This is a genomic window from Cloacibacterium normanense, assembly GCF_003860565.1.
Classification (GTDB): domain Bacteria; phylum Bacteroidota; class Bacteroidia; order Flavobacteriales; family Weeksellaceae; genus Cloacibacterium; species Cloacibacterium normanense.
In genome coordinates this window covers 815708-836786 of record NZ_CP034157.1, presented here as the reverse complement: position 1 = coordinate 836786, position 21079 = coordinate 815708, and the positions used below count along the sequence as shown (strand labels likewise).

17 protein-coding genes and 1 tRNA gene are annotated in these 21079 nt (G+C 33.0%); 2 read left to right on the top strand and 16 right to left on the bottom strand.

The window, feature by feature from the left end; translation table 11 throughout:
* Positions 1 to 15: 15 nt before the first annotated feature.
* The 3 genes from ychF to typA form a co-directional block, all read right to left on the bottom strand.
* The gene (ychF, locus tag EB819_RS03860; protein ID WP_069798194.1) at positions 16 to 1107 is read right to left on the bottom strand and encodes a redox-regulated ATPase YchF; all 1092 of its coding nucleotides are present in this window, start codon (positions 1105 to 1107) and stop codon (positions 16 to 18) included.
* A gap of 145 nt (positions 1108 to 1252) precedes the next feature.
* A complete protein-coding gene (purU, locus tag EB819_RS03855; RefSeq protein ID WP_069798192.1) occupies positions 1253 to 2086 on the bottom strand; it encodes a formyltetrahydrofolate deformylase in 834 nt (277 codons plus the stop codon).
* 60 nt (positions 2087 to 2146) lie between these two features.
* The gene (typA, locus tag EB819_RS03850) at positions 2147 to 3949 is read right to left on the bottom strand and encodes a translational GTPase TypA (RefSeq protein ID WP_069798190.1); all 1803 of its coding nucleotides are present in this window, start codon (positions 3947 to 3949) and stop codon (positions 2147 to 2149) included.
* Between the two features lie 364 nt (positions 3950 to 4313).
* On the opposite strand from typA, the gene EB819_RS03845 reads away from it, so the two are divergent.
* Positions 4314 to 4760 carry a hypothetical protein gene (locus tag EB819_RS03845; protein WP_069798188.1) on the top strand — a complete coding sequence of 149 codons (447 nt, stop codon included), beginning with the start codon at positions 4314 to 4316 and terminating at the stop codon, positions 4758 to 4760.
* A gap of 76 nt (positions 4761 to 4836) precedes the next feature.
* Here the strand turns inward: EB819_RS03845 and EB819_RS03840 are convergent, their stop codons facing one another.
* From EB819_RS03840 to EB819_RS03795, 9 genes are all read right to left on the bottom strand, one after another.
* Positions 4837 to 5517, bottom strand: coding sequence for a type 1 glutamine amidotransferase domain-containing protein (locus EB819_RS03840; protein ID WP_074650817.1), 681 nt, complete (start codon positions 5515 to 5517; stop codon positions 4837 to 4839).
* Positions 5518 to 5719: 202 nt separating this feature from the next.
* Complete coding sequence (locus EB819_RS03835; RefSeq protein ID WP_069797984.1) at positions 5720 to 6283, bottom strand: Crp/Fnr family transcriptional regulator; 564 nt, start codon at positions 6281 to 6283, stop codon at positions 5720 to 5722.
* Between the two features lie 113 nt (positions 6284 to 6396).
* Positions 6397 to 7110, bottom strand: coding sequence for a 3-ketoacyl-ACP reductase (locus tag EB819_RS03830; RefSeq protein ID WP_069797577.1), 714 nt, complete (start codon positions 7108 to 7110; stop codon positions 6397 to 6399).
* 221 nt (positions 7111 to 7331) lie between these two features.
* Positions 7332 to 8426, bottom strand: a complete 1095-nt coding sequence (locus tag EB819_RS03825) for a 6-phosphofructokinase (protein WP_069797579.1) — start codon at positions 8424 to 8426, stop codon at positions 7332 to 7334.
* A gap of 831 nt (positions 8427 to 9257) precedes the next feature.
* Positions 9258 to 9863 carry an REP-associated tyrosine transposase gene (locus EB819_RS03820; protein ID WP_069797582.1) on the bottom strand — a complete coding sequence of 202 codons (606 nt, stop codon included), beginning with the start codon at positions 9861 to 9863 and terminating at the stop codon, positions 9258 to 9260.
* A 208-nt stretch (positions 9864 to 10071) separates the two neighbouring features.
* On the bottom strand, positions 10072 to 10530 hold the full coding sequence (locus EB819_RS03815) for a hypothetical protein (RefSeq protein ID WP_069797584.1): 459 nt from the start codon (positions 10528 to 10530) through the stop codon (positions 10072 to 10074).
* A gap of 27 nt (positions 10531 to 10557) precedes the next feature.
* A complete protein-coding gene (locus EB819_RS03810; protein WP_069797586.1) occupies positions 10558 to 10911 on the bottom strand; it encodes a hypothetical protein in 354 nt (117 codons plus the stop codon).
* A gap of 170 nt (positions 10912 to 11081) precedes the next feature.
* Positions 11082 to 11687: an REP-associated tyrosine transposase gene (locus EB819_RS03805; protein WP_069797582.1), complete on the bottom strand. Its 606-nt coding sequence runs from the start codon at positions 11685 to 11687 to the stop codon at positions 11082 to 11084.
* Between the two features lie 490 nt (positions 11688 to 12177).
* Positions 12178 to 12603, bottom strand: coding sequence for a hypothetical protein (locus EB819_RS03795; RefSeq protein WP_069798668.1), 426 nt, complete (start codon positions 12601 to 12603; stop codon positions 12178 to 12180).
* 524 nt (positions 12604 to 13127) lie between these two features.
* On the opposite strand from EB819_RS03795, the gene EB819_RS03790 reads away from it, so the two are divergent.
* Positions 13128 to 15260: a Tex family protein gene (locus EB819_RS03790; protein ID WP_069798664.1), complete on the top strand. Its 2133-nt coding sequence runs from the start codon at positions 13128 to 13130 to the stop codon at positions 15258 to 15260.
* Positions 15261 to 15465: 205 nt separating this feature from the next.
* Here EB819_RS03790 and EB819_RS03785 read toward each other — a convergent pair whose 3' ends face one another.
* From EB819_RS03785 to EB819_RS03770, 4 genes are all read right to left on the bottom strand, one after another.
* Entirely contained in the window at positions 15466 to 15702 is a 237-nt protein-coding gene (locus EB819_RS03785) for an HP1242/YdcH family protein (protein ID WP_069798662.1), read from the bottom strand.
* A 434-nt stretch (positions 15703 to 16136) separates the two neighbouring features.
* Positions 16137 to 16208 (bottom strand) — tRNA-Arg (locus EB819_RS03780).
* A 50-nt stretch (positions 16209 to 16258) separates the two neighbouring features.
* On the bottom strand, positions 16259 to 18019 hold the full coding sequence (locus EB819_RS03775) for a TonB-dependent receptor (protein WP_069798670.1): 1761 nt from the start codon (positions 18017 to 18019) through the stop codon (positions 16259 to 16261).
* A gap of 28 nt (positions 18020 to 18047) precedes the next feature.
* Positions 18048 to 21002: a tetratricopeptide repeat protein gene (locus EB819_RS03770; protein WP_069798660.1), complete on the bottom strand. Its 2955-nt coding sequence runs from the start codon at positions 21000 to 21002 to the stop codon at positions 18048 to 18050.
* Between the last annotated feature and the right edge of the window lie 77 nt (positions 21003 to 21079).

The following is a 21079-nucleotide window of genomic DNA, read 5'->3' as shown; positions in this document are numbered from 1 at the left end:
TTTCTTTATAAAAATTTACACGTTAAAACGGAAATGCATTACATCACCATCTTTCACGATGTATTCTTTACCTTCTACTCTCATTTTTCCAGCTTCTTTTACTTTCGCTTCAGAACCATAGCTCACGAAATCATCATAACCGATAACTTCTGCTCTAATGAATCCTTTTTCAAAATCAGTGTGAATTACACCAGCAGCTTGTGGAGCAGTCCAACCTTTACCAATTGTCCAAGCTCTTACTTCTTTAACTCCCGCTGTAAAATACGTTTGAAGGTGCAGTAAATCGTATGCTTTTCTGATGAGTCTGTTTACTCCTGGTTCTTCAAGACCTAATTCTTCTAAGAACATTTGTCTTTCTTCGAAAGTTTCCAGTTCATTGATATCAGCTTCGATTTGTGCTGCTAAAACTACTACTTCAGCATTTTCTTTAGCTGCCATTTCTTCGATTTTAGCAATCCATTCGTTTCCGTTTTTTATAGAATTTTCATCTACGTTACAAACGTAAAGTACTGGCTTTTTGGTTAAAAGATGAACCTCATCAATAATAGATTGAGTTAAATCATCTGTAGGGAATTCTCTAACATTTTTACCATCTTCTACAAATTTTTGTAAATTCTGAAGCGTTTCGTACGTTAAAATATCTTCTTTTTTACCAGACTTAATGAATTTTTTAGCTTTTTCAACTGCTTTACCAAGTGTTTCAAGGTCTTTTAACTGAAGTTCTATGTCGATGATTTCTTTATCTCTCATTGGATCTACAGAACCTTCTACGTGAACGATATTTCCATTATCAAAACATCTTAAAACGTGAATAATTGCCTCACATTCTCTGATATTTGCCAAAAACTGGTTTCCTAAACCTTCCCCTTTAGAAGCGCCTTTTACCAATCCTGCAATGTCTACAATCTCTACTACTGCTGGTAAAACACGCTCTGGATTTACCAATTTTTCTAACTCAAAAAGACGAGGATCTGGTACAGAAACTGTTCCTAAGTTAGGTTCGATTGTACAAAACGGATAGTTAGCAGATTGTGCTTTGGCGTTGCTTAAACAGTTAAATAAGGTTGATTTACCTACGTTTGGTAAACCTACAATTCCACATTTCATATATAAGGTACAAAGTTTAAGGTTTAAGGTTCAAAGTTTTTCTGAACCAATAATTTAAAGGTTTGCAAAGATAACGTTTTAAATTGAATATTATATTCAAATCTTTAATTCAGCTACTATAAATCTTTAATTTACAATAAAATATTTACTCAAAAATCACTGTCTTATTTTCATCAATAAAAACCTTGTCATTGAAAACCAATTTCAAAGCTTCTGCTAAAACTTTTTTCTCTACTTCTTTGCCAAGTTTGGCTAAATCTTTTGCGTTTTGAGAATGATTTACTTTAATGATGTCTTGATAAATAATTGGACCTTCATCTAAATCATCGGTTACGAAATGTGAAGTGGCGCCAATCATTTTCACACCTCTTTCGTGGGCTTGTTTGTATGGGTTTGCACCAATAAATGCTGGCAAAAACGAATGATGAATGTTGATAATTTTGTGTTTGAATTTTTTCACAAATTCTGGTGTAAGAATTCTCATAAACTTCGCCAAAACGATATAATCAAAATCGTAGTTTTCTAGAATTTCTGCAATTTTTTGTTGGTGTTCTTCTCTAGAAATATTTTCTGCGGGAACGTAATGAAAAGGAACATTGAATTTTTGGGTTAAATCTTTCAGCAATTCATAATTACCAATAACAGATAAAACATTGAAATTCATTTCATTAAATTCATTTCTGATCAATAAATCCGAAAGACAATGGTGTTCTTTAGTCACCAAAATTACTACATTTTTCACTTTTTTAAGAGACAATTCTAGTTTGGCATCTTCTGGCAAAATATTTTGAAGTTTATTTTTCAATTCTTCTACTTTGCAATCGCCAGAAAACTCTGTTCTCATAAAGAAATGATTCTTTTCGGCATCTACAAATTCGTCATTTCTTTCTACATTAAAACCTTCCTCGAAAAGGACATTCGAGATTTTATAAATTAAGCCTTTTTGATCGGAACAAGTAATTCTTAAGATGTATTTCATTGTGTTTGTATTCAAATTTTACAAAAAAAGTTCCTTAAAAAAAGGAACTTTTAAATATAATTATTTCGCGTTTCTTTCCGCACGTTTTCTATCTTCTTCAGAAAGGATTTTTTTACGCATTCTGATGAAGTTTGGAGTAACTTCAATACATTCGTCTGCTTGAATGTATTCCATACATTCTTCTAGTGAAAATAAGATTTTTGGAGCAATGTTTCCGTCTTTATCTTTACCAGCAGCACGCATGTTATTCAATTGTTTTGCTTCTACAATATTTACGACTAAGTCTCCTGGTTTGTTTTGCTCACCAATAATCATCCCTGCATAGATTTCTTCGCCCGGATCTACAAAAAACTTACCTCTATCTTGTAATTTCGCGATAGAATATTCTGTACAAGGACCTTGTGTTTTAGAAATCAAAACCCCATTATTTCTTCCCGGAATCGCTCCTTTGAAAGGTTTATAATCTGTAAATCTGTGCGCCATAATCGCTTCACCAGCAGTTGCCGTCAACATTTGAGAACGCAACCCGATTAAACCTCTTGAAGGAATCTCGAATTCCATGTGTTGCATTTCTCCTTTGGTTTCCATAATGTGAAGGTCACCTTTTCTTTGCGTAGCTAAATCGATTACTCTAGAAGCATATTCTTCTGGAACATCTACTACTAAACTTTCGTATGGTTCGTGGCTTTCTCCATCTACATCGTGAAGAATTACTTGTGGCTGACCAATCGTCATCTCGTAACCTTCTCTTCTCATCGTTTCAATTAAAACAGATAAGTGAAGAATACCTCTACCAAAAACTAAGAAAGTATTTGCATCTTCGGTTTGTTCAACTCTTAATGCTAAGTTTTTCTCTAATTCTTTTTCTAATCTTTCTTTCAAGTGATTAGAAGTTACATATTTACCGTCTTTACCAAAGAAAGGAGAATTGTTGATAGAGAATGTCATGTTCAACGTAGGCTCGTCAATAGACAATCTAGTCAATGGTTCTGGATTTTCTAAATCTACGAAAGTATCTCCAATTTGGAACGCATCAAAACCTACTACTGCACAAATATCACCTGCTTGAACTTCTGTAACTTTTTTCTTGCCTAAACCTTCAAAAATATATAATTCTTTAACTTTTCCTTTAAGGATATTGCCATTTTCTTGTGCAAGACCAATCCACTGAGATTCTTTGATAGAACCTCTGGTTACTTTACCTACTGCAATTCTTCCTAAAAATGAAGAATAATCTAGAGAAGTTACTTGCATTTGTAAGTTCCCTTCTTCTACTTTTGGAGCTGGAACATATTGTAAAATCCCATCCAAAATTGGTAAAATATTATCTGTAGGTTCTAAAGAAGTATTGAACCAACCTTGCTTAGAAGAACCATAGAAAGTAGGGAAATCTAACTGTTCTTCGGTAGCATCTAGGTTAAAGAATAAATCAAAAACTTTATCATGAACTTCGTCTGGACGACAGTTTTCTTTGTCTACTTTATTGATAACTACAATAGGCTTAAGCCCTAATTCTAAAGCTTTATGCAAAACGAAACGAGTTTGTGGCATAGGTCCTTCGAAAGCATCTACCAACAAAATAACACCATCTGCCATTTTAAGAACACGCTCTACCTCACCACCGAAATCGGCGTGACCAGGAGTGTCGATTACATTAATTTTAGTATCTTTATACGTAACCGAAATATTTTTAGAAAGAATGGTAATTCCTCTTTCTCTTTCTAAATCGTTATTATCCATAATTAAATCTCCAGATTCTTGATTATCTCTGAAAACATTAGTAGCATGGATAATTTTGTCTACTAATGTGGTTTTCCCGTGGTCTACGTGGGCAATAATTGCGATGTTTCTGATATTTTGCATATATATTTTTTGAAGGTGCAAAAGTAGTGAAAAAAATTGGAAGATGGAAGTATGAAGATACAAGATTAACAATTCGTTAAAACATTGATAATGAAATCATTTTGAGACTCTAGATTTTAGAAAACTTATTGTAAGAAATTTTAAAAATATAAATCTTATTCATCAACAATCTTTAAAAATAAAAACATTTACCGGCTTTTTAATAACACTAGTTTGACACGGGATTGACACGGGATTGACACGGGATTGACACGAGACTGACACGAGACTAACATTAAGCAGAGATATTAGATTCCGAAATTATACTTCTCTGAAACTTTTGTATATTTGGATTTATACTCATTACTATCAAAAACTGCTAAAAATGACAAAACGAATTTTATTTCTAATCTGTTTTTCAATCTGTTTTTTATATCAAGCACAAGAAAACCTAATACAAATTAAAAAGGAGATTTTAAGCAATGTAAAAACAATACAAAAAAATTACAAAAATAAAAGTTTGAGTGAAATTCAAATTTCTGATTTTTTTTGTGAGAATTTTTATTGTTCACTTTGTGAAACTGATTTATTAGAATCTAACATTAGTAACAAACAAATTACAAACTACTTAAAATACATTATTCCTTTTTTAGAATATAAAAGTTTACGAAAAAGCAAAATCAATTATGATTCTGAAAACCAACAATATACTCTAGGCTTTCAAACAGCCAAACCAGATTCTAAAACAGGATTTGAAGGTGCTGGTGCGCTATTGACTTTTATAAAAGAAAATGGAAAATTAAAATTTTGTGGAATTATGCTAATCCCATAAAAGCAAAGCATAAAAAACTAGCAACCGCTAAAAAAAAACAAAAAAGAGACTGAATAAGTCTCTTTTCTATTATCAATTATTGAAGTTTTTTAAGTTCTTCTAAAACAGCTTCGCCAACTGCATGAGCAGATTGAGGATTTTGTCCTGTTACCACTCTTTCGTCTACTGCAACGTGTGTTTGCCATAAACCTGATTTTTCGAACTTGGCTCCGCGTTCTATTAATTTAGATTCTAATCTAAATGGAACCACTTCATCTAATTTCACAGCAGCTTCTTCTTCGTTGGTAAAAGCATTGATTTTTTTGCCATCTACCAAATATTTTCCATTGCTGAGTTTAATGTTCACCAATCCAGCAGGACCGTGACAAACCGCACTTACGATTCCATTTTTTTCGTAGATTTTTTGTGCGATTACTGCCAATTCTTCATTATCTGCAAAATCCCACATCGTACCGTGACCTCCCGCATAAAGAATCCCCACATATTCATCAGGATTTACTTCTGAAGGCGTCATGGTGTTCTGAATTTTATTTTGATAATATTCATCTGCTAAAAATCTTTCATTAACCTTATCATCTGGAGTATTTCCATAATACGAAGGGTTTCCACCTTTTGGACTCACGAAATCTATTTCGTAACCAGCATCTACTAATACAGCCCAAGGATGCGTAACTTCACCTAAATAATACCCGGTAGATTCACCAGTGTTTCCTAATTTGTCGTGGCTCGTAACCACGAATAATACTTTTTTGCTCATTTTGTTAGATTTTATTGTTTGTGCATTTACCATGTTGATTCCTAAAAAAAGAATACAACTCGTTAAGAAAATTATCTTTGATAAAAACTTGTTGTAATTCATTTTACTATTGATTTTTTAATGATTTGATAGTGCAAAGGTAAATGTAGCTCCCCACAAACAACAGGACCTACCTCACAACTTTTTTGTGACCTACATCACATTACACCGAAAGCCGACTCAAGGTTTCTCTGGAAACACCTAAATACGAAGCGATTAATGTTTTGGGCAATCGTTGTAAAAGTGTAGGATATTGAGAAATAAATTGTTCGTAGCGTTCTTTGGCATTGCTATTCAGCAAAGACAAAATCCTTCTTTGGAGTGCGATATAACCATTATTAGACTTTTTCCTGAAAAAATGTTCTATTTTATGCATATCTGCACAGAGTTTCTCTCGGTTATAGAGAGACAAAGTAAGTACTTCGGTAGATTCTAATGCATCAATGGTAAAAGTAGCTTCCGTTTGATTAAAATACGCCTGATAATCGGTAATCCACCAATCTTCCATTGCAAATTGCATGATGTGCTCTTTCCCTTCTTGATTAAGGTAAGATGCTTTTAACAAACCATTCATCACAAAATAATCATTTTGTACGGTATCTCCTTCTTGAATTAAAATCTGATGCTTTTTAAATTTTTTCAAGGTAAAATGAGACAGAATATACTCGAACTCCTGGTCAGTTAATGGCGTAATTTTCTCAATTTGACGTCTTAAAATCTCACTCATATTTTTATCATTCTAAATTGCAAACAAAAGAATTGTTCACTCCAAATGTAAACTATTGAAACCAAAAAATCCATCGCTCTTGATGGATTTTTTAAATATGGTAGATAAAATTCTTATGGATTGGTAGAGAAAATAGAAGCACTAGCAATCATTGCTCTTCTGTTCATTTTCAAAATATCTCTCACCCATTCTGCGAAATCTTCTGGCTGAAGCACTTTTTCTGGGTTGCCATCAGTAAGTTTACCTTCTATACTCATATCCGTTGCAATAGTACTCGGCGTTAAAGTAATTACTCTAATATTAAATTTTCTAAGTTCTGCCATTAAAGACTGAGAAAGTGAAATTACCGCTGCTTTAGAAGCACAATACGCAGACATATTCGGACCGCCTTTAAGACCAGCAGTTGACGCTACATTTACGATATCTCCTTCTTTATTTTGCTTCAAATAAGGCAAAGTTGCTTTTGTTACGTAATACACGCCAAAAAGATTTACCTTCATTACTTTTTCCCAAGTTTCTACTGGCATATCTTCGAAACTTCCAAAGTCTCCTACTCCAGCGTTATTGATTAAAATGTCTATTCCACCCAATTGAGAAGCGATAGAAGCCACTCCTTGCTCTACCTGAGCCATTTCTTCCACATCAAAAACAGAATACGCTGCTTTAACTCCTAATTTCTCCAATTCTGCAACGGTAGATTTTAGATGTTCTTCATTTCTACCTGTAATTCCTACATTTACGCCTTCATTTGCCAAAGCTACAGCTACTGCTTTCCCAAGACCTCTTCCGCCACCAGTGATGAGTGCATTTTTACCTTTTAAATTCATAATTTTATATTTATAATACCTGCAAAATTAAGAAAATAAAACCGCCTAAATGATTTATGATGATGAATAAAATCTAAAGAAAGAGGTGAATAAATCGATATAAGAGAAAATTATAGATTATAGATCAGAAACCCTCAAAATCGTTCAACCTTTCAAAAAGTAAAGCCAACTTCAAGAAAATGAAGCTGGCTTTTATTTCAGTTAATAAAATAAAATCTTAATTAATCCCCAAAACTAATACCTACTCCTTTTGCGGTTTTTACCATATCGCAATTAGGATCTACAAAATTTGGACGGTCTATCGCCTCTTTAAAAGGCACCGAAATAATATTGGGATGGCGATAAGCAACCATTTTTCCGTATTCTTCGTTGAGCACCATTTCGAATGCTTTTACCCCAAATTGAGTTGCCAAAATTCTATCATAAGCAGTTGGCGTTCCTCCTCTTTGTAAGTGTCCTAAAACAGTTTCGCGCATATCTGCTTCAAAACCAATAGATTTCAAATCATGAACCAATTTATGAGCCACCCCTCCTAATCTTACATTTTCATATCCTACCTCATCACTCACTTCAGAAAGTAAACTTCCACCTTTTGGTATTGCCCCTTCTGCTATTACTACAATAGCATTTCCTTTTCCTTTATTGAATCTGCTATTGAGTTTTTTTACCACTTTTTCGATGTCATAAGGAATTTCTGGAATCAAACAAACCTCTGCACCACCAGCAATGGCAGCGTGAAGAGCAATCCAACCGGCATATCTACCCATTACTTCCAGCACCAAAACTCTGTTGTGACTTGCAGCAGTAGTGACCAATCTATCTACCGCTTCTGTTGCGATTTGCACAGCCGTTTGGAAACCAAAAGTAAAATCGGTAGCAGACAAATCATTATCAATGGTTTTTGGAACACCGATAATGTTGAGTCCTTTTTCGTATAATTGTTGAGAAATTCTTTGCGAACCATCACCACCAATACTGATTACGGCATCTACGCCTAAATATTGCAGTTTGCGAATCATTTCATCTGATCTGTCAACCGCTTCCCAAACTCCATCTTTATTTTTGTAAGGCCAAGCAAAAGGCCCTCCTTTGTTGGTAGTTCCTATAATGGTACCGCCGTCTTTATGAATTCCTGCTACGGTTTTATCATCTAAAACCATAATTTCTGTTGGTTCTTTTAATACTCCATCAAATGCATTGATGCTACCTACCACTTCCCAATCTTTTTCTTGAGATGCTCTTTTTACTACCCCTCTCATTACCGCATTTAATCCTGGGCAATCTCCACCTCCTGTTGCTACTAATACTCTTTTCATTTTAATATCAATTTCTTATGTATTTTATCAATTTTTTTGATAAAATCTTTGTTTTTAAATTTTCTTCAAATTTACCACTATAATTTTGTTTATAATTTATTTTAACAAAGATAATCTTGTGATTTTTGACAGTATTTTTTTGAATAAGCAACTATCCTGCCTTTAACTAGCAAGTAGCAATCAAGTAAATAGCAATTATTTATAAAACTATTTTAGAGACATTCATTACCCTTTACTTATACTTTCCTTTGACTTTCCTTTGACTTTCCTTTGACTTTCCTTTGGGTAGGTTAAGATTTTGAATAAAATGATGAATTAAGAACTGGTAAATTAAATAGTTTTTGTTCTAGACTAGAAATGCCTTTGCGAAAAATCCTCATCTTTGAGCCAAACCTACTCATCATAATTACTATATTTCCAAAATTCATTTGTTACTTTTATCATTGCTCAAAGTTGCAAACTTTGCGCAGCGGGATAAATTTATAAATTAATTTTGTTCATTTAAATAATCTTTAAGTGGTTTTATGAAAATTAAAACCTATCTATAATTCAAATAATAGACTTCAAATTATTAGTACTTTTTATCAGAAAACAACCTCTTGATTTTTATATCTAATTGGTATTCCACGTTTTAAAAACAATACCCATTTTTCATTATTTTTTTTGAAAAATAAAATATTCCTACTATTATTTGTTGTATTAAAAACTAAAATTATTGCTTTGTTTCCATCATACAAAACCCTAGACAACCTAAAATCTCCAATATAATTATTATGCTTTTTTAGATTACTAGAACCCCGCTGCGCAAAGTCTCCTGACTTTGAGCCAAACCTACTCATCATAATTACTATATTTCCAAAATTCATTTGTTTTGCTTGTATTAATTACTGGGTTATCTGCCAATTCTACATTTACTAATCCTTTACCTGTTGTATAATTACTCGCTGATGAATAAATATAATGTTGGGCTTTTTCTACAATACCTGCTCTTATTGGATTTAAGTGTATATAATTTAGCTTGTCCCACATAAAATGTAAGCTATATATTTCTTCTGCGTGATTGCCATATTGCCAAAACTGGTAATTTTTATTTCTTGTATGGCTTTCTGTTGCTTTTTTGAATAAAGCCTGCATCCACTCTCTTCTACTTTCTGGTTCTGTTTGTATGGCTTCTAAAATATTTTTTGCGGTAAACTTTTTAAAATCTCTTACTAAATCTGATAATCTACCTTCTTTAGATTGTACTATTAAATGGATATGATTGCTCATTATCACATAACCATACAAAACCATCCCTTTTTCTTTTATGCAATATTCTAATGATGAAACTACTATATCTTTATAAACCTTTCTTGTAAAAACATCTATCCAATCTACTACTGTACAGGTAATAAAGTGGGGTTTTTCTTGGTCTTTTATGGTATAGCCTTCTTTCATTTTTTTATTTTTTATTGTTGCTCAAAGTCGGGAGACTTTGCGCAGCGGGGGTATAATGTATTTGGTTTATTGTGTTGTTAGCAAAATTCATTTGTTACTTTTTATCATTGCTGAAAGTTGTAAACTTTGCGTAGCGGGGAAATGCCCCTATTTGTTGTTCCATCACTTGGAATATCTCTTAGCTTTTGTAAATAATCTATTGTCATAATTAAAAAGGATTATATCCTTCTAAGTAATTCTGAATTCTACTGTTAATTAATGTTTGCAAGGTTCCTCCAGTTCTACGATAAAAATTACTTTGAGTAGGGTGGTTTTCAAGCTGGTTCAAAGGAGGATTATCTCCTTCATCTAGAAAAATAAATGCAGGTAAACCAACTGAAGATAAATCCACAAAAAAATAGGGTCTTGTAATTGTAATCCCATATAATTCCTGTAGTTCTAACCTTTCTTCACTCTGTAGTTCTTGTTGACTGTCATAAATACTGTAGTCTAAATAATTACAACTATTTCCTGCTAAAAATAGTAGTTCTTTTAGTACTTGAGGGAATGGATTTCCGTTGTTACATAACTGCTCGAGTTGAGCAATTTCGGATAAAGATAGTCCTTCATCTGTAAAACCGTCCATTTTATTATTATCTCTTAGTTTCTGTAAATACTGAATTGTCATATTTAGATAATATTATATTTGAAATTTTCAAGATAAAAGTTCCAATAAAGATGAAAAAATTTCTTTTATATCATTTAAAGGATAAGTTTCATTTTCTTCATTCTCAAAATATAAATCAAATTCAGTATTACTATGTATTATTCCTGTATAAACTTGTAAACCAATTTCAATATCCCAATATTTATCTTGTTCAGATATTGAATTATACCCATTAGCTATAACTTGGTTAAGTGTAAAAATTAGTCTTTTAAGTTTCTGCTCATCTCTACATAGCATATAGAAAAAATTATCTAAACTCTTAGAGTTTGCCTTAATTTTAATATTACCATTATTTTGTTTTTGGAAAGTTATTCCATACTGATTTAAGATTGAATAATTCATATTTAAAAATTTAATGGATAAATTGTTTTTAAAGTAGCTAAGTTGATATTAGAAGTAGGGCTATGATAGATCATTTCTAATGTATGTCCATCTGTTGCTACGCTTCTAAAGAAAAATGAATAACTTCCATCAGCACCCGCTGCGCAAAGTCTCCTGACTTTGAGCCAAACCTACTCATCATAATTACTATATTTCCAAAATTCATTTGTTTTGCTTGTATTAATTACTGGGTTATCTGCCAATTCTACATTTACTAATCCTTTACCCGTTGTATAATTACTCGCTGATGAATAAATATAATGTTGGGCTTTTTCTACAATACCTGCTCTTATTGGATTTAAGTGTATATAATTTAGCTTGTCCCACATAAAATGTAAGCTATATATTTCTTCTGCGTGATTGCCATATTGCCAAAACTGGTAATTTTTATTTCTTGTATGGCTTTCTGTTGCTTTTTTGAATAAAGCCTGCATCCACTCTCTTCTACTTTCTGGTTCTGTTTGTATGGCTTCTAAAATATTTTTTGCGGTAAACTTTTTAAAATCTCTTACTAAATCTGATAATCTACCTTCTTTAGATTGTACTATTAAATGGATATGATTGCTCATTATCACATAACCATACAAAACCATCCCTTTTTCTTTTATGCAATATTCTAATGATGAAACTACTATATCTTTATAAACCTTTCTTGTAAAAACATCTATCCAATCTACTACTGTACAGGTAATAAAGTGGGGTTTTTCTTGGTCTTTTATGGTATAGCCTTCTTTCATTTTTTTATTTTTTATTGTTGCTCAAAGTCGGGAGACTTTGCGCAGCGGGGGACTTTGTGTAGCTGGTCTTATTTTTACTTAAGTTTTCTTGGTTATTAGTTTTTATATTCTATCATTGCTCAAAGTTGCAAACTTTGCGCAGCGGGATAAGCACCATCTTTTTCGTGAAATTTATATTTTCTGCTCATATTTTATTGTTATGGGTACGAGCGAGACGCTCACACCAGCGGGGCTTATGAAATAAGCACCATCTTTTTCGTGAAATTTATATTTTCTGCTCATATTTTATTGTTATGGGTACGAGCGAGACGCTCGCACCAGCGGGGGGATATTACTATATCAAAATACTCCATCCGCGTAAAAAGGTCTATCCAAAATACGATAGCAAAGCTTATGAAATAAGCACCATCTTTTTCGTGAAATTTATATTTTCTGCTCATATTTTATTGTTATGGGTACGAGCGAGACGCTCGCACCAGCGGGGGGAGTATTAGCGTACTGAACCAAAAATACTTAAAGAATCTGCTTTCAAAAATTGTGGTGCGACATCTGAGAAAATTACACTATCGCACTTCGCATTAAGATAGAATGCGGCCGATTGACTACTTACATCACCATTACGAGTCATTGCAGTTATATCAACTGCAATTCCCCAACCATCCACAATTTTATTTTTGTCTTCTGATAATGAAGAATTGTTTCTGTCTTTTGGATCAGTAGAAACTTTCATTTCCATTGGTGGATAGTATCTTATTGCATTATATGTTTTAGGTTGATAAAATGTCCGTTGTACATATTTTTTGATTGCAATTTTCGAGTCAGATTTGTCAAACTGGTTACAACTAGAAACAATCAATAATGCCATACATAATCTAATAATACATTTGTATTTAATAAAAAATTTTTGTGACTTCATTTTTATTTAATTTTTTTATTTAATTTTTCAAATACATTAACTAATATATTAGATGATAATTGTGTACGATGCACTTACTTGGTTTCAGCTAACCCACCCGCTGCGCAAAGATTCTCCCGACTTTGAGCCAAACTTATTCATCATCATTTGTAATTAACGCAATCTGTAATTTTATGTTTATAAGTTTCATAGTAAGTTTTCTCAAAATTAAGAAATTTTAAATAAAAACCATCTTTTATTATTCTCTATTTAGTAATTTAATTACAGGCTCTAATTCTATGAGATTTAACTCATTTTTATATGTATCATTTATTTCAATTCTTTTACTCTTCTCCCACTCTTCTTCTACAGTTCTTCGGAAAAACATCTTTTTTTCCGAAGAACACCCGAACAATTATCGAAGAACTCTCGAAGAAAACCAAAAGCAGCACAGACAAAACTGGTCAAAAGTGGACAAAACAAGACACCCAAAAATTGATTATTCCAAAAACACCTCGTATTTTAGCACACTGAAAATTGAGAGAATGACCGTAGAGAAATACATTCAGGAACGTTTACCCATTCCTAGCAAAAGCATAGAAAACACGCTTCAGTTACTTGCTGAAGACTGTACCATTCCATTCATCGCCCGATACCGAAAAGACAAAACAGGCAATCTGGATGAAGTAGCCATCGAAAACATTTTTAAACTCAATAAAAGTTTTGATGAAATTGTAAAACGTAAAGAAAGCATCTTAAAATCAATAGAAGAACAAAATGCTTTAACGCCAGAACTTCAACAGAAAATCAATCAAAGCTTTGACTTACAGGAATTGGAAGACCTTTATCTTCCTTATAAAAAACGCAAGAAAACCAAAGCTGATGCTGCAAGAGAAAAAGGATTAGAGCCTTTGGCAAAAATCATTATGTCTCAAAAATCGGATGATGTAGCATATCTCGCTTCCAAATATTTGAACAAAGATGTTGCCGATGAAGACGAAGCATTGCAAGGTGCAAGAGATATTATTGCAGAATGGCTCAATGAAAACCTTTACATCCGTAAAAATCTGAGAAGACTCTTCCAAAGAAAAGCGGTGATTTCTGCCAAAGTCGTCCCGAAGTTTCGGGACAAAAAAGATGAAGAAGACGCACAGAAATTCTCTCAATATTTTGATTGGCAAGAACCTTTGAACAGAACACCTTCTCACCGATTGCTAGCGATGCTAAGAGCTGAAAACGAAGGTTTTGTAAAAGTTTCGGTTTCAGTAGAAAAGGAAGAAGCCTTAGAAATCTTGGAAAATGCTGTGATTAAAAGCCAAAACGAGTGCGCCCAACAAATAGCATTGGCGATTGCAGACGCTTACAAAAGATTGTTGGAACCTGCCATTTCCAATGAAACTTTGCAGGAAGCCAAAGAAAAAGCCGACCAAAAAGCGATTGACGTTTTTGCAGAAAATCTTCAACAATTATTATTGGCTGCTCCGCTTGGTGAAAAACGAATTTTGGCGATTGACCCAGGTTACAGAACAGGCTGTAAAGTGGTTTGTTTGGATGAAAAAGGCGATATTTTACACAACGAAACCATTTTTCCTCATGCTCCACAAAACGAAACGGGAATGGCGATGAAAAAGATAAAATCTTTGGTCAATTCTTGCAATATTGAAGCGATTTCCATAGGAAACGGAACGGCAAGTAGAGAAACGGAACAGTTTATCAAGAAAATTGGTTTTGACAGAGATTTGCAGGTTTTTGTGGTTTCTGAAGCAGGCGCTTCTGTGTATTCTGCGAGTAAAATTGCCAGAGAAGAATTCCCGAATTATGATGTGACGGTTCGTGGTGCGGTTTCTATTGGCAGAAGACTTTCTGATCCTATAGCAGAACTCGTAAAAATAGACCCAAAATCAATTGGAGTTGGACAATATCAACATGATGTAGATCAAACTAAACTCAAGGAAAAACTAGACAATACCGTGATTTTTTGTGTAAACTCTGTGGGAATCAACCTGAATACCGCAAGTAAATCTCTCCTATCCTACGTTTCAGGAATTGGCGAAAAAATGGCAGAAAACATTGTGAATTACAGAGCAGAAAATGGCGCTTTCACGTCCAGAAAAGATTTGAAAAAAGTACCAAGGTTAGGTGAAAAAGCTTATCAACAAGCGGCAGCTTTTGTAAGGATTAAAAATGCTAAAAATCCTTTGGATAATTCGGCAGTTCATCCTGAAGCTTATAAAATTGTAGAACAAATGGCGAAAGATTTGGGTTTAAAAACTGAAGAATTGATTGCCAATAAAGAGAAAATTGACCAAATTAATCCAGAAAAATATATTACCGAAGATATTGGAATTTTAGGAATTAAAGATATTTTGAAAGAACTCTTAAAACCCGGATTAGATCCTAGAAAATCTGCTAAAGTCTTCGAGTTTGACCGAAATGTAAAAACCATCAAAGATTTGCATATCGGAATGATTTTACCCGGAATTGTGAATAATATCACCGCTTTTGGTTGTTTCGTAGATTTAGGGATTAAAGAAAGTGGTTTGGTGCATATTTCTCAACTGAAAGACGGTTTTGTATCTGATGTAAATGAAGTGGTGAAATTGCATCAGCACGTTCAGGTAAAAGTTCTGGAAATAGACGAAGCAAGAAAGAGGATACAGTTGACGATGATTTTGTAAAGAGCCAATTAAAAAGTAAAAAAAGCCAAGTAGAAATGCACTTTTAGTGTTTTTTTAAAAAATATAAAAACACCACGTCAATCCGATATTCGGAATGCCACCCCTTTGAAAGAGGGAAACTTTTTCTTTTAAATATTTAAGTTAAAATAAAAAAGCGACCTTTTGAGTCGCTTTAATTATATTTTTTCGGTAAAAGTTTCAGAAATTAATTCTGATGTAAATAATTATAAATATCGTCTTTCAGATGAACTCTTTTCTTTCTTAAATCTGTAAGATGCTCATCAGTGGTGTGATTTTGTTCGCCTTCTTCGTAGTGAGAAATCAGTGCATTCACTTCTTCGTAGTTCACATACATTTTTAAGAATTTTTCATCTGAAGCTTTCAGCTCTGCGATTTTTTGAACATATTCTGGGAATTCGTGAGTTAATGTATGATTTTCCATATTGTTAAGATTAAATGGTTGAACATTTTTTTAATACATTAAAGTTACACAAAAAAAAGACAACTCTCCATATGAAAATTGTCAGTTTAAATTGCTAAAAAGTTCATTTTCAGGTTTTGGCTAAAGCCAACTATCTTACCAAAAATAAAAAAAACGGACTAAAGTCCGTTTCTATTGATTAAATAAATATCAAAAATCAGTTCTCTATTAGAAATATTTCTAAAACGCAAAGTACAGTAATTCTGTATGTTAAAGATTAAAAAGCAAAGTAAGTGAATCAATTCACTTTTGAATCGTTCGCTTCATCATCCCAATTCATTGGGAAATCTTTGCTCACTAAAAAAGAATTTTATAAAATAAATCTTTGCGTTTTAAAATATAGATGACTGATTTTCTTTATTTTAAAAATTCAATGCACAAAAAGCATTAAAAAGTGACCACAGAAGGATTCGAACCCTCACTGACGGAGCCGAAATCCGTAGTTCTATCCATTAAACTATGCGGCCTGTTTTATTTATAATTTTAGATTTTAGATTGCAAAAATAATGGTTTCCCTTTAAAAAGCAATCCTTAAACCGCCCAAAACTTGTGCTCCAAGAACTTTGTAACCTAAATAGTGTTCGTATTTTTTATTCAACAAGTTGTTTCCCATTATAAAAACGGTGAAGTTTTTATTGATTTTATAATCAGCATTCAGGTTTACATCTAAATAAGAAGGCAAAGATTCTTTGGTTTTTTCTTGAATTGAAAACTCAGGAAATGTAGTCACTACACTGAAAGAATTAGTAGACCTTTCTGACACAAAAATCCCTTTGAAACCTAGATTTAACTTTCTGTCCAACAATGAATATTTCGCGCCAATTGTAGTTTGAACCACTGGTTTATAATACACCTCATTGAGATGGTCTAATTTAAATTTCATGAAGTGAAGTTCTGCATCTAAAACCAAATTTTGCAACGGGAAATATTGTACACTTCCTTTCACCTCGCTCAATGTTCCGTCATCATAAATCGCTGAAAAAGTATTCGCAAAATTATAAGCAGAACGATTAAGCGTGTTTACATAGTCAAATAAATCATTCGCTTTGAAAAATTGCGCATTTCTAAGTTCGCTGAACCCCGCATTTACATCATATTTAAAGGTTTGTTCTACATCTCCTTTTAAACCAAGATAGAAGTGATATTTGGTTTCTGTAGGTTTCAGCACAACATCTGATACCAAAAACGGATTTTCTTGCAATAAACTCGAATAAGAATTCATTTTTACACCACCATCTATTCCTGCGTAAAATTTATATTGTTCAGTAGCTTCATACAATACTTCTGCAAAAGGAAACCATCTGAAATTGTTGGCTTTAGCTTCTGGTGTGTTTTTATCCGCATTTTTTCCGTTGATGAAAGAAAAATCTGAACCAATTGCCAAATAAGAATTTCCTTTGTAGAAAGACAGTTTCGGAGTCATGGCAAAAAGCAAAAATTGGGATTCATTTTTGTTCAGCAATTCAAAAGTTGATGTTTGAGTCGATAATTTCACGCCCAAATCTGCATTAATTTTCATGTCTTGCGCCGAAAAAAGAGGCAAATCATATTTCGAAAAGTTGATTTGACCTTCACCAGAAGTTTCTTTCGCATCGAAATGGTCTACCAACATAGACGATTTAAATCGGATGTCATTTATCCAATTGTTTTTGAAAAAATCATAATAACCATTGATTTTCAATTCATTGTAACTTTGCTTTAAATCAATATCCGCAGCTGGTTTCAAGGTGTAAATACCATAATAATTGTAGTTATGGTTTCCAAAATCTGCGGAAATATTGGCTTTTCCTTTTTCTGTATTCGAGGTAATGAACGCTGCCACATTAAAATCACTTTGCTTAGAACTCCAATCGTATTCTTTTTCTAAACCATTCGTAGTGATTCCGTGAACGTCTATTCCCACTTCTGTATTTTTGTCTAACTGATGAGAAATATTTCCGTCTGCCAGAAATTTAGAATAATTGCCATACCCTGCCTGAAAATAGTTTCTCTGACTGTCTGTATTGAATTTCGGGGAAATATCTTCTCCTTCAATCGTAGATGTTTTAAAATCTGAAACCATCGGAACATTGGTAATTTTATATTCCACAGGTTCCTGCTCTTTTTCTTTCGGAGGATAATTTTTCTCTGTTTCTACCGAAGTTTTTTTCTTTTCGATTTTCTTCACTTCAGGTTCACGTTTTCTGTCGAGAATCAATCTTTCTTCTTTGATTTGAGCCAAAGAAAACTGAGAAATTCCTACCAAAACGAGAGATAATATTTTTATGTTTTTGTTCATTTTCTTTACAGTTAAATTCATTATCAAATTACTTAATCATCGCTTTCACTTCCCTAGCTTCTGAAACAATTTCTGGGAAATCTTGATAGTTTTCTATGATTTGATCACAAGTATAACTTGCTTGATAGTTGTCTTTCAGCGCCAAATAATTTCTTGCCATCAACACCAAAGCTTTTGCACCCCAAAATTCTTCTGAAGCATAATTATTCGCTAGTTTAAAGATGGTTTCATTGGAAGATTTGAAAGCCTTTCCTTTATTTTGATAAAACGCTTTTGCATAAAGTGCTTCTGCTGCAACTTCTGTATTTGCAGATTTTTCTAACGCAGCATAAGCAGTTTGTGCGTCTTTATCTTTGCCTTGATTCATCAAACTTCTGGCTTTAATAACCTTCGCCTGTTCTAAAACTGCTGCTGAATTTTTGGAATATTTCAGGACTTCATTCGCAAATTTTTCTGCTTGTGAAAAATTCTTTTCTTCTGCATAAATCTTCATCAATTCTATACTCGCGAAATTTTTAATCGTCACATTCGATGAGTTGGCGAGATTTTCCAAATAAATTTTCGCTTCAGAACTGTTGTTTTCACTCAATAAAATCTGAGCAATTCTTACTTGAGCATCTTCCTGGTAATCATTTTGAGCATTGGCAATTTCCCCTAAAACCAATTTGGCTTTCGTAAAATTCTTGGTTTGATAATAACTTTCGCCCAATTCATATTGTGCTTGATAGAACTTTTCGCCCGTTGGATTTTGGGTTAAAAACTTCTCGTAATTCGGAATAGCTTTCGCGTATTCTTTCTTCGCAAATTGTTGTTGAGCCAAAGAAAGATTGATTTCGTCTAAATCAGTTTGAGCAATATTTACGCCCATGTTTTTTGCAAAATATTCGTAACCAGAAGCGTCTCCGTTTTTCAAATAAATCGGTTTTGCTGCGGCAACAATTTTTTCTGCATAAGCTGTATTTTTATATTTATTTCCGAGAGATTTCAACTCAGCTAAAGCTTTTTCTGGTTGGTTTAAGTCTTCGAAATTCTGCGCTCTGTAGATTTCTGCATTGGCAACCAAATCTTTATCAGTGCTCAATTTTATCACTTGAGAAAACGCATCACTAGAATTTTGAAACTGATCAATCGAAGCATAAGAAGTTCCCAATTCATAATACGCATCATCTTGATATTCAGAGTTTTTATAATTGGAAATCAATTTCTTTAATTCAACGATTTTAGCTTCTGTATCACCTTTAAAACCAATAGCCATTGCTTTTTGGAACTGCGTGTAATCATTGGCACCTTCTGTTTTATTGTAAATTGCAATCGCTTCATTCAGTTCATTTCCTGCGTAATAAGTATCTGCTAAACGCAATTCTGCATCAGATTTAAACTCTGGTTTGGGATTTTTCAGATATTCTTTGAAATATTCTTTAGCTTTTGGAAAATTTTTAGATTTGAAGTAAGCATAACCCAAATCATAGCTCAATTGTCGCTTTTCTGGAAACTCCTCTTCATTTCTATCCAACTTTTCAAAACCATAAATTGCAGTGGCGTAATCTCCTTTTTGATAATAAGTCTGCGCCAACCAATATTGCGCTCTTAAGTTGAAGGTTTTATTAAGATTGTATTTTAAACTTTTCTTGAAATTCTGTTCTGCAGCGTCTAGTTCGCCTTTGTTAAAGAGTTCTGTTCCGTATAAAAACAGCACTTCTTGGTAGATTTTTTCCGTTTGAGAATCAACTCCAGTCAATTCTTCGATGGCTTTTATGGTGCCTTTGTAATCTCCAGAATACAAATAAGATTTCACCAAAAGTTGCTCTAATTCTTTAGAATAACCATATTTTTCGAGGTAAGATTTAATAGCAATTTGCGGACTTTCAAACGGATTCCCGATGTCATAACTCAATTTGGCGTATTGTTCGTGAGCTAATTTCGAGACATTTTTATCATAAGTCATTTCCTTCGCAGAACGAAATGCAGCCAAAGCTTCTTGCTTTTTCCCAACTTCTAAATAGGCGTTACCTAATTGATAATAAGCATTTTGGGAAAACGCAGAATTAGAATTCACCAACTGATTGTAATATGAAATCGCCTCATCAAATTTTTGAAGATTTGCCGCTACAAATCCCATTTCATACAAATCACTTTCCGAAGGGTTTTGTTGGGTTTGCAAATACGCTTTTAAATGAGGATACGCTTCTGCATATTGCTTTTGCATGAAATAACTTTCGCCGATAATTTTGTGAACTTCTGCTTTATAAGCTGAAGAAATATCTTCTTGGAGCAAATCATTTCCTTCTACAATGGCTTTTTCATAGTCCTTTTCATTAAAATACAACTGTACATAATACGGTTTTACCAACTTGGCGTACTTTTCATTATTTTTAATTTCATCGAAAAACTGAAAAGCCTTTTCGTTTTGTTGGTTCGCATAGTATAAATGTCCCAGCATATACGCAATATCACCTTTTTCTTCGGCATTTTTATACGCTTCTTCCAATGCATCAATTGCACCATTAGAATCGCCCGTCATGAATTTGGCATATCCCAATTTCAAGATATACTGTGTGTTTTCCTGTTTATCTAATTGATATTGATTGACTTTTTGAAGCGTTTCTAAAGCCTTAGGAAAATCCTTTTTAGCCAAATAATAATCCGCTAAAGGCAAATTCGCCTGAGCAAAAAGTGCAGATTTAGGATAATCTTTGATAAAAGCATCTAAACCGTCTTCTGCATGATTTTGAGCTAAAATTACACCGATAACATTGCTGAAAAAACGGGCAGTTTCTTTCTTAGAATTTTCTAAATTTTGATTAAAAAAATACTGTCTAGAAAATTCGTATTGTGAAGCAGCGTAGATTTTATTTTGATAAAGATTTTCGGCAAGGTTAAAACGATATTGTTCTTTGTCTGCGAAAAATTGTGATTGTTGAGCCATCGAAAGACCAGATAATGAAATGGCCGATAGCAATAAAATTTTATTTCTTTGATTCATTATTTTTGATGAATTAGAATTGTAATAATTAGAACGAAAATACAGAAAACTTATTGTAGAAGCAAGTTTTTTAAGGA